12 protein-coding genes are annotated in these 14,308 nt (G+C 61.1%); 6 read left to right on the top strand and 6 right to left on the bottom strand.

Going from position 1 to position 14,308, the window contains the following annotated elements:
* The first annotated feature begins 15 nt into the window (after nt 1-15).
* From ACO07C_RS05155 to ACO07C_RS05145, 3 genes are all read left to right on the top strand, one after another.
* A complete protein-coding gene (locus tag ACO07C_RS05155; RefSeq protein WP_421917441.1) occupies nt 16-888 on the top strand; it encodes a DMT family transporter in 873 nt (290 codons plus the stop codon).
* Nucleotides 889-899: 11 nt separating this feature from the next.
* Nucleotides 900-1,691 carry an ATP12 family chaperone protein gene (locus tag ACO07C_RS05150; protein ID WP_421913151.1) on the top strand — a complete coding sequence of 264 codons (792 nt, stop codon included), beginning with the start codon at nt 900-902 and terminating at the stop codon, nt 1,689-1,691.
* Nucleotides 1,692-1,885: 194 nt separating this feature from the next.
* Nucleotides 1,886-3,775 carry an MFS transporter gene (locus ACO07C_RS05145; RefSeq protein WP_421913150.1) on the top strand — a complete coding sequence of 630 codons (1,890 nt, stop codon included), beginning with the start codon at nt 1,886-1,888 and terminating at the stop codon, nt 3,773-3,775.
* Between the two features lie 79 nt (nt 3,776-3,854).
* Here the strand turns inward: ACO07C_RS05145 and ACO07C_RS05140 are convergent, their stop codons facing one another.
* Entirely contained in the window at nt 3,855-4,046 is a 192-nt protein-coding gene (locus ACO07C_RS05140; RefSeq protein ID WP_421913149.1) for a DUF2735 domain-containing protein, read from the bottom strand.
* A gap of 311 nt (nt 4,047-4,357) precedes the next feature.
* Here ACO07C_RS05140 and ACO07C_RS05135 point away from each other — a divergent pair, with 311 nt between their 5' ends.
* Nucleotides 4,358-5,398 (top strand): glutamine synthetase beta-grasp domain-containing protein, encoded by a 1,041-nt coding sequence (locus tag ACO07C_RS05135; RefSeq protein ID WP_421913148.1) that lies wholly within the window; start codon nt 4,358-4,360, stop codon nt 5,396-5,398.
* A 116-nt stretch (nt 5,399-5,514) separates the two neighbouring features.
* Here the strand turns inward: ACO07C_RS05135 and ACO07C_RS05130 are convergent, their stop codons facing one another.
* The gene (locus ACO07C_RS05130; protein WP_421913147.1) at nt 5,515-6,681 is read right to left on the bottom strand and encodes a P1 family peptidase; all 1,167 of its coding nucleotides are present in this window, start codon (nt 6,679-6,681) and stop codon (nt 5,515-5,517) included.
* Between the two features lie 30 nt (nt 6,682-6,711).
* A complete protein-coding gene (locus tag ACO07C_RS05125; protein WP_421913146.1) occupies nt 6,712-7,314 on the bottom strand; it encodes a TetR/AcrR family transcriptional regulator in 603 nt (200 codons plus the stop codon).
* A 147-nt stretch (nt 7,315-7,461) separates the two neighbouring features.
* Between ACO07C_RS05125 and ACO07C_RS05120 the strand changes: the two genes are divergently transcribed.
* Nucleotides 7,462-8,886, top strand: coding sequence for an APC family permease (locus tag ACO07C_RS05120; protein WP_421913145.1), 1,425 nt, complete (start codon nt 7,462-7,464; stop codon nt 8,884-8,886).
* Between the two features lie 608 nt (nt 8,887-9,494).
* On the opposite strand, the gene glnA is transcribed toward ACO07C_RS05120, so the two are convergent.
* Nucleotides 9,495-10,904, bottom strand: coding sequence for a type I glutamate--ammonia ligase (gene glnA, locus ACO07C_RS05115; RefSeq protein WP_421913144.1), 1,410 nt, complete (start codon nt 10,902-10,904; stop codon nt 9,495-9,497).
* Nucleotides 10,905-10,958: 54 nt separating this feature from the next.
* Complete coding sequence (locus ACO07C_RS05110) at nt 10,959-11,297, bottom strand: P-II family nitrogen regulator (RefSeq protein ID WP_006205430.1); 339 nt, start codon at nt 11,295-11,297, stop codon at nt 10,959-10,961.
* A 356-nt stretch (nt 11,298-11,653) separates the two neighbouring features.
* Between ACO07C_RS05110 and ACO07C_RS05105 the strand changes: the two genes are divergently transcribed.
* Nucleotides 11,654-13,174, top strand: coding sequence for an NAD(P)H-hydrate dehydratase (locus tag ACO07C_RS05105; RefSeq protein WP_421913143.1), 1,521 nt, complete (start codon nt 11,654-11,656; stop codon nt 13,172-13,174).
* Between the two features lie 46 nt (nt 13,175-13,220).
* Here ACO07C_RS05105 and waaF read toward each other — a convergent pair whose 3' ends face one another.
* Complete coding sequence (waaF, locus tag ACO07C_RS05100; protein ID WP_421913142.1) at nt 13,221-14,246, bottom strand: lipopolysaccharide heptosyltransferase II; 1,026 nt, start codon at nt 14,244-14,246, stop codon at nt 13,221-13,223.
* Between the last annotated feature and the right edge of the window lie 62 nt (nt 14,247-14,308).

Here is a 14,308-nt window from a genome sequence, read left to right as displayed (position 1 = left end):
CGCGACTCGGTCGATATGGCCGCCGCGGCGATCATGGTCGGCCTGACCTTTTCCTGGGGGCTGAACTATGTCGCCGCCAAGATTTCCTATGCCGGCTACGATCCCGTCTTCCTGTCGATTGCGCGGTCGGTAATCGGTGGGTTTTGTGTTGTCCTCTGGTGCCGCTGGCGCGGCATTGCGCTGTTCACGCGCGATGGGACGCTCCTTGCCGGTATTGCCGTCGGCGTGCTCTTCGGCATCGAGTTCCTTTGCCTTTATGTCGGCCTGGAGCATACGACCGTTGCGCGCAACACGTTGCTGGTCAACACGATGCCGTTCTGGATGCTGCTCGGCGGCCACTTCCTGCTTGGCGAGCAGATAACATTGCGCAAATTCCTCGGTCTGCTGCTGGCCTTTGCCGGCCTTGCCGCGGTCTTTTCCGACAAGCTCGGCGGCGGCGGAGACATGCTGTTCGGCGACCTGCTGAGCCTTGGCTCCGGCTTTTTCTGGGCGGCCACGAGCATCCTGATCAAGCGGTCCAGACTGGTCGAGGCGAGCGCCGAAAAGCTCCTGCTCTATCAGCTCGCCGGTGCGGCAATCGTTGGCGTGCTGGTCATGCCATTGGCGGGTTCGCCCATTCGCGATCCCGCTTTGGTGTCGACATTGGCCCTGCTGTTCCAGGCCATCTACATTGTTGCCTTCACCTACGTGCTCTGGTTCTGGCTGTTGCGTCGTTACCCGGCGGCCGGCCTGTCGAGTTTTACCTTCCTGTCGCCGGTTTTCGGTGTGCTGTGCGGGGCCATGTTCTTGAACGAGCCGTTGACCGTGCGCATCTTCCTGGCGCTTGGCCTGATTGCCGCCGGCCTGATCATCGTCAACCGACCGCCGCGCAAAATGACGCCGGTGTAAGAGAGACCTTTATGCGTGATATCCTCAATGACCTCGAGGCAGGAAAGCTGCTCTCCGATCCAGATCCGGTGCGGCGCGCCCAGATTCAGATGAAGACGCCGCTGCCGAAGCGCTTCTACAAGACCGTCTCTGTCGCCCCGATGGACGGCGGCTTTGCTGTGCATCTCGACGGCAAGCCAGTGCGCACGCCCGGCAAGGCGCTGCTCGTATTGCCGAGCGAGCCGGCGGCAAATCTTGTTGCCGATGAATTCAACGCGCAGGACGAGGTCATCAATCCGGTGTCGATGCCGGTGATGCGCCTTGTCAATACCGCGATTGACGGCGTCGCCAGCGACCCGCAGGCGGTGCTGGAGGACATCCTGCGTTTTGCCTCGTCGGATCTGCTTTGCTATCGGGCTGACGCCCCGCAAGGGTTGGTTGACCGGCAGAACCAGCATTGGGATCCGGTCATCGACTGGGCACGCGCAACGCTTGGCGCGCGCTTCAATCTTGCCGAAGGCATCATCCATGTCGAGCAGCCGCGCGAAAGCATCGCCGTACTCGGTGTTCACCTTGCCCAACGTGCCGATCCGCTGCGGCTGGCCGCCATCCATGTCATGACATCGCTGACCGGTTCGGCGCTGCTGGCGCTGGCGGTCGATTTTGGCGAACTCGACGCGGAGGCGGCGTGGGCGGCCGGCCATGTCGACGAGGACTGGCAGGTCGAGCAATGGGGCCAGGATGCGGAGGCCGTTGCGCGGCGTTCGGCGCGCAAACGTGACATGATGGCTGCGGTCGGCCTGCTTGAAGCACTCAAAAGCTGACCGTGATACCGCTCGCTTCCGTTCATCCCGCACTGCACATTAGACCAAAGTCATAATCCCAAAGGCGCTCTGCCGTTGGTGGGAGCTTTCTGTCATTTTTTCCGTGATGGCTGCCTTGAGTCCGCGTTCGGAGGAGAACACGGACATTGGTGTGCGGCATCGAGGACAGACGGGATCTCACGGGAGGAAAACTCATGGCAATCGCATCGACCGCCGGCGGTACAAGCCGCGGCATGACGCGGGAGGAGAAGAAGGTCATCTTCGCTTCTTCGCTCGGCACCGTTTTCGAATGGTACGATTTCTATCTATACGGCTCACTGGCGGTGTTCATTGGGTCGACCTTTTTCAGCCCCACCATTCCCGAAGCGACGCGCAACATCTTCGCGCTGTTGGCCTTCGCCGCCGGATTCCTGGTCCGCCCGTTCGGCGCACTGCTGTTCGGCCGCATCGGCGACCTGGTTGGCCGCAAATACACCTTCCTCGTCACCATGACGATCATGGGCCTGTCGACCTTCCTGGTCGGCTTGTTGCCTGGCTACGCAACCCTGGGCATCGCGGCTCCCGTGATCCTGATCCTCCTGCGCATGCTGCAGGGCCTGGCGCTCGGCGGCGAATATGGCGGCGCGGCCACCTATGTGGCCGAGCACGCCCCCGATGATCGCCGCGGTTTCTACACATCGTGGATCCAGACGACTGCGACGCTCGGTCTGTTCCTGTCGCTGATCGTTATCCTCATCGTGCAGGGATCACTGAGCAAGGAAAGCTACGCCGCCTGGGGTTGGCGCATTCCTTTCATCGTCTCCTTCCTGCTGCTGGCAGTTTCGATCTGGATCCGGCTGTCGCTCTCCGAGTCTCCGACCTTCCAGAAGATGAAGGACGAAGGGAAGGGCTCCAAGGCGCCGCTCTCCGAAGCCTTTGGCCGGTGGAAGAATGCCAAGATCGCGATCCTGGCACTGCTTGGCCTCACCGCCGGTCAGGCCGTGGTCTGGTACAATGGCCAGTTCTACGCACTGTTCTTCCTGCAGAACGTGCTCAAGGTCGAGGCGCAGTCGGTCAACATCATGATCGCCATCGCGCTTGCCATCGGCTCGATCTTCTTCGTCGTGTTCGGCTGGCTCTCCGACAAGATCGGCCGCAAGCCGATCATCATGGCCGGTCTTGCCTTGGCGATCGTCTGCACTTTCCCCTTGTTCAAGGCTCTGACCTGGGCCGCCAATCCCGCACTTGCCAAGGCTCAGCAAAACACGAGGGCAACGGTGACGGCGGCACCGGGCGACTGCAAGTTCCAGTTCAATCCGGTCGGCACCGCCAAGTTCACAACGTCCTGTGACATCGCGACCTCGTTCCTGACCAGGAACTCGGTGCCGTATGACGTTGTGTCGACGGCTGCTGCAGGAACGGCCGCCTCGGTGAAGATCGGTAATGAAACTGTGAATTCCTACGATGCCATCGCCGCTGGCGATCAGGCGAAAGCGAAGGATGCGGCCTTTGCCAAGGCCGTGAACATGTCTCTGCAGGACGGCGGCTACCCGCTGAAGCGCGGCGCGATCAAGGTTCCCGACCAGAAGCTGGAAGCTTTCATTGCCGCCAATCCGGAATTGAAGCTCGATGCCGCTGCGATCCGCGCCGGCGACAAGGCGACGGTTCCGGTCGACCAGGCGGTCGCGGACAAGCTTCTGACCAAGGAGGAAGCGGCAGGCGCGCCCGAAATCAATGTCTACAACATACCGGGTGGCGGCGCCTTCGCCATGTTTGCCGACCCGGCAGCGATCAACTGGCCGATGACCATCGGCATCCTGTTCATCCTGGTCCTGTTCGTGACCATGGTCTACGGTCCGATCGCGGCCATCCTGGTCGAGATGTTCCCGACCCGTATCCGCTATACCGGCATGTCGTTGCCCTATCACATCGGCAATGGCTGGTTCGGCGGATTGCTGCCGGCAACCGTGTTCGCGCTGAGCGCCTACAAGGGCGATATCTACTACGGCCTCTGGTATCCGGTGATCATTGCGGCCATGTCACTCATCATCGGCATGATCTTTGTCAGGGATACGCTCGGAACCGACCTTGATACAAAGCAGTAGGCGAGGTTTCGATGCTCAATAAGAGAGCCCGGCGCGATCGCTCGCGCCGGGCTCTTTTCATTGCGGAGCTCCCGAACAGTCAGCTCCTTTGCGGATTCTCTTCCTCGACTGCCGCCTCGTGGTACCAACCGTCAAAATCGGCTTGCGTGGTGCGCAACGATGCGAGCTCTGCCGCGAATTTGGCCTTTGCGCCTAAATTTAAGGCAGACTTTCGTCCTGCCAGGGGGAACGGCAAAATTGTGGCCGTAGGGCGTGATGCTGTGACTTCCATAATCAATGTCCCTCCTTTTCAAGGAGCCTGTCGATTCATCTTTCCACTAAGATAGGTTCTGCGATTCCTTTAGGCAATATGCCTATGAAAAGATCAGTGTTTGCCTGATTATTGTGCAGATTGTGCCCTTGATCGATCCGGGCGCAAACGTCAGGCGGCCGAGCAAATTTCCAGCTCCAGGGCGACCATTTTGCCGCACCCATTGGCGCAAGAGTGGCACACGATTTGCATTTTATTTATCGGCAGGTCGGCTCGGCCCGGCCATGCGTTGATACCGTCGGTTTGCGGTGTCCAAGCAACGAGAGGCTAGAATGACGAAATACAAGCTCGAGTACATTTGGCTCGACGGTTACACACCGGTCCCCAACCTTCGCGGCAAGACGCAGGTCAAGGAATTCGCTGAATTCCCGACACTCGAGCAACTGCCGCTGTGGGGTTTCGATGGTTCCTCGACCATGCAGGCAGAGGGGCGCAGCTCCGATTGCGTGCTGAAGCCTGTGGCGCTCTATCCCGATCCGGCCCGCGCCAACGGCATTCTGGTAATGTGCGAGGTCATGATGCCCGACGGCGTCACGCCGCATGACTCGAACAGCCGCGCGACCATTCTCGACGACGAGGGCGCCTGGTTCGGCTTCGAGCAGGAATATTTCTTCTACAAGGATGGCCGCCCGCTTGGCTTTCCGGACAGCGGCTATCCCGCGCCGCAGGGCCCGTACTATACCGGCGTCGGCTACAAGAACGTCGGCGATGTCGCGCGCCAGATCGTCGAAGAGCATCTCGATCTCTGCCTCGCCGCCGGCATCAACCATGAAGGCATCAACGCCGAGGTGGCCAAGGGACAGTGGGAATTCCAGATTTTCGGCAAGGGCTCCAAGAAGGCCGCCGACCAGATCTGGATGGCGCGCTATCTGCTTCTGCGTCTGACCGAGAAATATGGCATCGACATCGAATTCCACTGCAAGCCGCTCGGCGACACGGACTGGAACGGCTCGGGCATGCATTGCAACTTCTCGACCAAGTACATGCGCGAAGTCGGCGGCAAGGCCTATTTCGAGGCGCTGATGGCGCAATTCGACAAGAATCTCATGGACCATATCGCGGTCTATGGCCCGGACAACGACAAGCGTCTGACCGGCAAGCACGAAACCGCGCCGTGGAACAAGTTCAGCTACGGCGTAGCAGACCGTGGCGCCTCGATCCGCGTGCCGCACTCCTTCATCAAGAATGACTACAAGGGCTACCTGGAAGACCGTCGTCCGAATTCGCAGGGCGACCCCTACCAGATCGCCTCGCAGGTCCTGAAGACGATTTCGCAGGTTTCGACCGACGCATCGGTTTCCGCCGCTGCCTGATTACTGCCGGCGAGGACGAAGAGTTCCTCGCCGCAGACCCCGATAGTGAAAAGCCTCGGCCGCAACGCCGGGGCTTTTCTTTGGATGCTCGCAAGATGTGGTTCTGCCGGCCGCTTCTAGCCGGGGATGGTGCCGCGCGCCTTTAGTCCCGCCACGACATTTGCATGAGGCAGGGCGGGGGTCCGATTGCCGTCACGGCCGATCATGTCACTGTTGGCGACGAGCGCATTGAGCACTGCCTCCTCGGTCGCCTGTACGACGGCGGCGTAAAGGTCGTCCATCCGTCCCCAGGGGATGAAATCCATGTGGCTGTAGCTCTCCTCGGTGGCTTGGCCCTTGGGAAAACGGCCGTTGAGTGCGTCGGGGTTGGCGGTCGAGAAGGCGAGAAAAATATCACCGGAGAAATGCGAGCCGGTGGTGCCGGTGCGTGCCAAGCCGAGCGGCACGCGTCGGGCCAGGGCCTTGCACTGACCAGGCAGCAGCGGCGCATCGGTGGCGATGACGCCGATGCAGGAGCCGGCGCCCGTCGGCCCGCCCCGGAAATAGGATTCCATCGGATTGTCATCGCTCAACAGGTTGCCGAGCGGCACGCCGGCGATGTTGAGCTCATGGCGCGAGCCGAAATTGGCCTGCAGGAAAACGCCGACCGTGTAGCTGCGGTGGCCGTAGTCAACGATCCGCGAAGCCGTTCCAGAGCCGCCCTTGAAGGCATAGCAGTTCATGCCCGTGCCGCCGCCGACCGAGCCTTCGTCGATGGCGCCGGCCGCCGCCGCATCGATCGCCGCCATGGCATGATCGACTGTGACATGCGAGCCGTTGATGTCGTTGAGATAGCCGTCCCATGTCTCCGCCACGACCGGCAGCAGCCACTGGTTTGCAATGGCGGGCTTGTGGCTCGCCACCCAGTCTATGACGCCGCGATGGCAGGGGCCAACCGCATGGGTGTTGGTGATCAGGATGGGAAGGCTGAGGCTGCCGGCCTCCTCGATCCAGGACGCGCCGGTCATCTCGCCATTGCCGTTGAATGAATGATAGCCGGCGGCGCAGGCCACGCCGACGCCGTCGTGGCCAAGCGGCAGGATGGCCGTCACGCCGGTGCGGACCGGTCCGTGGCCGACGCTTAGCTTCCCGTCCCCCTTGATGATCGTCGAATAGCCGACCAGCACGCCGTTCACGTCGGTGATGGCGTTGGCTGTCCCTGGCATGCCTTGCAGCGGTATGCCAAGCGCGCGGGCCCTTGGCTTGCCGGTTGGCGTCGTGTTGACGGGCGCTCCCAGGTTCATATTCAGTTTTACTCCGTTGATATGATGGCTTCAGCGCAGCCCGCAGCCCGTCGCAAGCTCGGCGTAGCTGGTCAGGATTGCCAGCGCCGAGGCTTGATCGACCGCCGGTACGACGTTCACGAGATGCAGTCCCAATCCGTCCTCAAGCACGACCAGGCTGCGTGCGACCGTTTCGCTGCTTGCCTGAAGTTTGAAGATACCGGTGGCCGCGCCCGCTTCGAGAATGCCGACATAGATCGACACCTGCCGCTCGAACAGCGTGATGTGACGCGCCGCGTAGCTTGCGTCCGACCGTGAATAGGCGCCGAGTTCGAGCAGGAGGCGGCAGAGCTGGTCGTCGGCATCGGTGGGCAGTCCGCTTTCGATCATCGCCTTAAGGCGCGACCGGGGATCGGCGAGCGCCGCGACCGACGCCGCGCGTATCGTGCAGAACCGCTCGACCGCCTTCCTCTGCACATCGTCCAGCAGATCCTTCAAGCCCGGATAGTAGTAGAGCAGCGCGCTGGAACTCATCCCGGCCTCGTTGGCGACGTCGCGCAGCGTGACGTCGGCGAGCCCGCGCCTGGCGATTATCGATTCGGCGGCCGCGACCAAAGTCAGGCGGCGGTCGGTCTGTGTTTTGGGTCGGCCCATTTCTATTTCCTGAATTTAGTTCAATTTAAAGCTGGCGCACAAAAACTTGCAAGCACCGATACCCCATATTCGTTGACGATTTCAATTCGTGCCGGTAGGTTTCGCTGCGGAGGATAATTTTTATCTCATTAAAAAAAGGGGAGGACTATGTCTACAAACGAAGCCACAACCGCGTCCGCCAACAAGGCCGCAACAAGTGCGAAGGGGCTTGATCGAGCCCTTAATGCTCTTGGGACGCTCATGATCGTATTGTCGGCGGTGACGCCGGCATCTTCCGTCTTCATCATCGTTCCTGGTGTCATTGCGCTCGCGGGTACCGGATCATTTCTCAGTTTCGTCATTGCCGCCGTCATCGGGCTGTTCATGGCGTTCGTCTATGCCGAGCTGTCATCGGCCTATCCGATGGCCGGCGGTGAATACACCATGATCGGCCGAACGCTGGGCCGGTTCTGGGGATTTGTCACGCTGGTCCTGGTGTTCGTTTCGATCGTGCTGATCGTCGCTGTCATCGCCCTTGGCGTCGGCACCTACCTTGGCGTCCTCATTCCCAATCTGAGCCCACAGTTGGTCGGCGTCGTGACGATCGCGCTCGCGGGTACCGTCGCGGCAATGCGCATCAAGCTCAACGCCTTCGTCACCGGCATCTTCCTTGGCATTGAAATGCTGGCGCTGCTGATCCTCATGTGGCTGGGCTTCACCCATATCGAGCGGCCGCTTTCCAGCCTGTTCACGACGCCGCAATTGCTCGATCCCACCACCAACGCCCTGGTTCCGGCATCGGCGGGCATCGTGATGGCCGCGACCGCCGTCGCGCTGTTCGCTTACAATGGTTATGGCGCCGCCGCCTATTTCGGCGAAGAGACGCAGGACGCCAAACACAATATCGGCAAGGTCGTGCTGTGGGCTTTGGTCATCACCGTTGCCGCGGAACTCATCCCGCTGACGGCGGTGCTGTTGGGATCGCCGGATCTCGGGGCCTTGCTCGCCGCGCCGCAGAAGATCGAGTACTTCCTCGAGGCGCGTGGTGGTCACGCGCTGACCGTCGTGATCAGCCTCGCCATCGCTATTGCCATCTTCAATGCGGTGATCGCCATCATCCTGCAGGCGGCCCGGCTGCTGTTCAGTTCTGGCCGCGACAGGACCTGGTTCGGTCCCATCAACGCCGCGGTCGCTGCCGTTCACGGCAGCTACGCCTCGCCGTGGATCGCCACCATCGTCGTGTCGATCCTGGCTGCCGTCGCCTGCTTCATCGACATCAACCTGCTGCTGGTCGTCAGTGGCACGTCGCTGGTGGTGATCTATGCCTTGCTGTGCGTGGCGGTCTTCGTCGGCCGCCGCAGCGGCACCACCGATGGCGGGCACTATCGCATGCCGCTGTTCCCGGTTCCGGCCATCCTCGCCTTCCTGGCCCTGATCTATGTCGCCTACCAGAACTATCTCGACGTTGCCTTCGGCCGTCCGAGCCTGATTGCAACAGGCCTGATCATGGTTGTGGCGGCCATCTACTACCTGCTGGTGCTGGCTAGGCGAAAGGACTGGAACCTGCACGGCCCCGACGAACTTGCCGGATAGGACTCAGTCCCTCCTTGGGTCTGTCCGAGCAGGAACCCCGGCTATCGCCGGGGTTCTTTTTGGGTAGCGGCTGGCCAAACAGCCATCCGGAAAACATACCCAGAAAAAGTCAGGTTGATAGAACTGGTGCATGCTCGGACGAACGCGGTTCGCCTTGTCATCATTCTTGGCGCAATATACCCCGAAAACCTAGCAAATCCGCCTGTTTTTGGGGCTTTTGGTGGTGCTGCCCTTCGCACAAGAGGCTGTTTCGGCTCTGAAATCGACGTGCCGATCTCACAGTCCGTCGCGTTGACAGATCTCAACGTAGCGTGCGTATTCGCAGCTCTTGGGGTTACGCCATAGCAGTGTTGTCGAAACGGGGCGGGGGCTTCGTTAACGATAGCATGGCATGGGCGCCGGACGAGCGGACACTGCAGCCTGAGGCAGTGCGCCGCTCGCTCTTGGCTTGTTTTCAGGCCAAAGGCTCCCTTCGGCTGTTCCCCGACCTCTGCGAATGTCCGGCGCCTGACAGAACACAGTCGCTGTGTGCCTGATGCACGATGGCAGCAAAAAGCCCTTGAAAGGCTCAAGAAAAACCTTTCAAGGGCTCTGTTTCAGGCTGACGCTCAGACCGAGTAGTACATGTCGTACTCGACCGGATGCGGGGTCATTTCGAAACGCATCACCTCGGCCATCTTCAGTTCGATGTAGCTGTCGATCTGGTCGTCATCGAACACGCCGCCGGCCTTCAGGAAGCCGCGATCCTTGTCGAGGCTCTGTAGCGCCTCACGCAGCGAGCCGCAGACGGTCGGGATCTTCTTCAGTTCCTTCGGCGGCAGATCGTAGAGATCCTTGTCCATCGGCTGTCCCGGGTGGATCTTGTTCTTGATGCCGTCGAGGCCGGCCATCAGCATCGCGGCGAAAGCGAGGTAAGGGTTCGCGCCCGGATCGGGGAAGCGGACCTCGACGCGCTTGGACTTCGGCGACGAGCCGAACGGAATGCGGCAGGAGGCCGAACGGTTGCGTGCCGAATAGGCCAGCAGCACCGGCGCTTCATAGCCGGGCACCAGCCGCTTGTAGGAGTTGGTCAGCGGGTTGGTGAAGGCGTTGATCGCCTTGGCGTGCTTGATGATGCCGCCGATGTAGAAAAGGCAGCTCTCCGAGAGGCCGGCATACTCATTGCCTGCGAAGGTCGGCTTGCCGCCCTTCCAGATCGACTGGTGCACGTGCATGCCAGAGCCATTGTCGCCGAAGATCGGCTTCGGCATGAAAGTGGCCGTCTTGCCGTACGCATTGGCGACCTGGTGCACGACGTACTTGTAGATCAGCATCTTGTCGGCGTTGCGGACCAGCGTGTCGAACTTGATGCCGAGTTCGTGCTGGGCGGCCGCGACCTCGTGGTGATGCTTTTCAACGCGCACGCCCATTTCCGCGAGCACGGTCAGCATTTCCGAACGCATGTCCTGCGCGGAATCGATCGGCGGCACAGGGAAATAGCCGCCCTTGACGCGCGGCCGGTGGCCGAGGTTGCCGGTCTCGTAGTCGGTGTCGTCGTTGGACGGCAGTTCGGTGGAGTCGAGCTGGAAGCCGGTATTGTAGGGGTCGGCCTTGTACTTGACGTCGTCGAACACGAAGAACTCGGCTTCAGGACCAACATAGATGGTGTCGCCGATGCCTTCGGCCTTCATGTAGGCTTCGGCCTTCTTGGCGGTGCCGCGCGGATCGCGATTGTAGGATTCGCCCGAGACCGGATCGAGGATGTCGCACAGGATGACCATGGTCGACTGGGCGAAGAAGGGATCCATGTGCACGGTGTCGGGATCTGGCATCAGCACCATGTCGGACTCGTTGATGGCCTTCCAGCCGGCAATCGACGAGCCGTCGAACATGACGCCATCGGCGAACATGTCTTCCTCGACTTCGATGACATCCATCGTCACGTGCTGCAGTTTGCCCTTCGGGTCGGTGAAGCGCAGGTCGACGAACTTAACGTCGTTGTCCTTGATCTGCTTCATGATGTCCTTGGCTGTCGTCATGTCATTTTTCCCTGTGTGATGACGCTTTGTAGAGTTGCTCTGAAATCAGAAACGTCAGACGGCGTCCATCCCCGTTTCACCGGTACGGATGCGCACGACCTCCTCGATGTTGGAGACGAAGATCTTGCCGTCGCCGATGCGGCCGGTTTGTGCAGCCTTGCGGATCGCTTCGATCGCGCCTTCGACCGCATCATCGCCGAGCACGACCTCGATTTTTACCTTGGGCAGAAAATCGACGACATATTCGGCACCACGGTAAAGTTCGGTGTGCCCCTTCTGGCGGCCAAAACCCTTGGCTTCCGTCACGGTAATGCCTTGCAGTCCGGCCTCCTGAAGCGCTTCCTTCACTTCGTCCAGCTTGAATGGCTTGATGATCGCTTCGATCTTTTTCATGTAAAAAGTGGCCTCCACTGCCAAAAACGGGTTGTGAATACCCCGCTTGCGCCTGCTTCAAGCACGAACTGTGCCAATTTCAGTCTATTCCAACCGGTAACACGTGATTCCAACGCCACGCCACACCGGGATGCATATTCACGTCATTCGTTGCATCGGTTGCGTCATGTGCACCCAAAACCCATACATTGCCAACAGGCTCGTCCGCACACAAATTAGGCAAAGCGCACACTTTCTGGGCAAATTGGTCGTCGTGAAGGCGCCCCCGATAACTCGTTTGCACGCCTGCGGTCTCTTGATCGTTTGCGTCGAATTGAAAACTGGACAATGCTTGATTGAAGCGCGGACGGCAATCCATGAGCAATGAACTTCTATCTCCGTCAGAGATGGCCGAGGCCGACCGGTTGGCGATCGCCGACGGTCCCTATGATGGCATCGGCCTTATGCGCAATGCCGGCGCCGCGGTTGCGGACGTCGTGCTCGCGCGCTATCCGGCGGCGACGCGTGCACATGTGCTGTGCGGCCCCGGCAACAATGGCGGCGATGGCTACGTCGTGGCGCGGTTGCTGGCGAATAGCGGGGTCGATACGAAGATCTGGGCAAGCGGCAGGCCGAGACCGGGAACCGACGCGGCCTTCGCGGCCGCCGAATGTTCGGTCGAGGCGTTTCCACTATCCGAATTCCACGCCGAGGCCGGTTCGATCGTCGTCGACGCGCTCTATGGGGCAGGGCTGTCCAAGCCATTGTCGGGCGACGCCGCCAGGGCGGTCGATGTTGCGGCGGCCTTGCATCTACCGGTTGTCGCCGTCGATCTGCCTTCCGGAGTCTCTGGCGACAACGGTGACAGCCTTGGCAAGGCGTTTCGCGCAGAAATCACCGTGACGTTCGTGCGCAAGAAGCCCGGCCATTTGCTGTTGCCGGGACGCGAGGCGTGCGGCGAGGTCGTGCTCGCCGATATCGGCGTCGCCGACGATGTGGTCGCTCGCCTTGATGTGCGGACTTTCGAGAACGGACCCTCCTTATGGCGGCATGAATTTCCCGTGCCGGCCATCGACGCCCACAAATACAAACGCGGCCATGCCGGTGTGTTTTCCGGCGGGCCGTCGGCGACAGGCGCGGCAAGGCTGTCGGCGCTTTCAGCAGCCAGAAGCGGTGCAGGCGCCGTGACCGTCCTTTCTCCAGCGGATGCCATGCAGGTCAACGCCGCGCACCTGACATCGGTGATGCTTCGCAAGGTCGACACCGTCGCCGATGTGAGCGAATTCATCGATGAACGCCGGCCATCATCATTCGTTCTCGGCCCGGGTTTCGGCGTCGGTGAAAAGGCGCGCGACTTTGTGCTGGCAATATTGGGCGGCTCGCTGCAGGGCACGGCAGTCGATGGGCTCGTGCTCGACGCCGATGGCATCACGTCCTTCCGGGACACACCCGACCCATTGTTCAACGCCGCTCATCAGCCGAGTGCTCCGGCCTTGGTGATGACCCCGCATGAGGGCGAGTTCGGCCGGCTGTTTCCCGATATTGCCGGGAATAAAAGCCTGTCCAAACTAGCCAAGGCGCGCGCCGCCGCGCACCGCGCCAATGCTGTGGTCGTCTACAAGGGCGCAGACACCGTGATCGCGGCACCTGACGGCAAGGCGGCGATCAATTCCAATGGCGCGCCCTGGCTCGCAACCGCGGGTTCGGGAGATGTGCTGTCGGGCATTATCGCCGGGCTCGTGGCGCAAGGCATGCCGTCTTTTGAAGCGGCTTGCGCCGGCGTCTGGATTCATGCCGAGGCCGGCAGCCGCTTTGGGGCTGGGCTCATCGCCGAGGATTTGCCGTTGGCGTTGGCGCCGGTGCTGCGCGAGATTGTTGAAGGTTGCGGCCGCCGCTGAACGGCATGCCGCTCGCGGCGCGACATGGCATGCCGCCGGTGGCCGCTCAGCCGCCTGGCGGGAGACCCTTCTCCGCGATAAGTCGTGTCAGGGCATCACGCGCTTGCTCTTCGCTGACGCCACGCGTGCCGTGGATTGCGCTTGGCGTCGCGATGGGCGCCTCCAGAAGCTGGACGCCACGGTTGATCGGCCCATCCTTGAAGGCCCAGTTCGGCCTGAATATTATAGCGGACGGGACGTTCAGCGCGGCCGCGGCATGGGCAAGGCCACCATCGACGCCAAGAAACAGCGTTGAAGCCGCGATCTGGCACATGGCGTCGGTGATACGCGATTTAATGGTGAAATCGAAGGCTTGCGGCAGCGCGGCCTTGATGGCGGCGGCGGCGGAATGTTCGCGTGAGGCGCCGGCGATCCAGATCGACCAGCCGCGAAGGGAATAATCCCTGCCGATGGATATGAAGCGCTCGATTGGCCATGTTCGCCGGTCATCGAGGCCGGACGTGTAGAATGTCAGCACCGGCTTTGACACGTCGACATTGTTGCGCTGGCGCCAGTCGGCCATTTGCCCGGGCGGGATAACGAGTTGGGGGGCGGGCCATCCCTCGAGCGGAGCGGGCTCGCTGGCAAGCGTCGCAATCTCGCAAATTTCTTCGTAGAAGCGCAGGTGCTGCCTGCCCAGCGTCAGCATTTGCCTCAGCCAGTCGGCCGGAAAACGGTTGACCAAGCCAAACTGGAACTCGCGCGGATAGCCTATGCGCTCCGGTATGCCGGCCATCCACGGCGCGAGCGCTGCCTTGGTGGCGCTGGTCAGGAGATAGGCGGTCCGATAGTTTTCGGGGCGGAGTTGTTGGGCAAGACGATAGCGGTCCATAAAACCAAGCCGCCTTGGTCTCTTGTCCAGTCCCCAGCCTTTCCTGACACCCGGCATCAGGCTGGCCAGGGGCGCGGCCACGGACGACGTGACCACGTCAATGGGACGATTGGGACATCTCTGGGCAATAAGCTGAATCGCGGAATGGCTGCGCACGAAATCGCCCACCGCCGGAAAGCTGACAACGAGGATGGGGTCCAATACGCGATACCTCTAAGTCGAATATGCCTTGGCGGCGAACAAGCCGCATATCCCTCCAGCGA

It is taken from the genome of Mesorhizobium sp., from assembly GCF_965229135.1.
In the GTDB taxonomy this organism is placed as follows: Bacteria; Pseudomonadota; Alphaproteobacteria; order Rhizobiales; family Rhizobiaceae; genus Mesorhizobium.
Note: the sequence above shows the minus strand (reverse complement) of the source record. Positions and strands in the feature narration are given on the sequence as shown.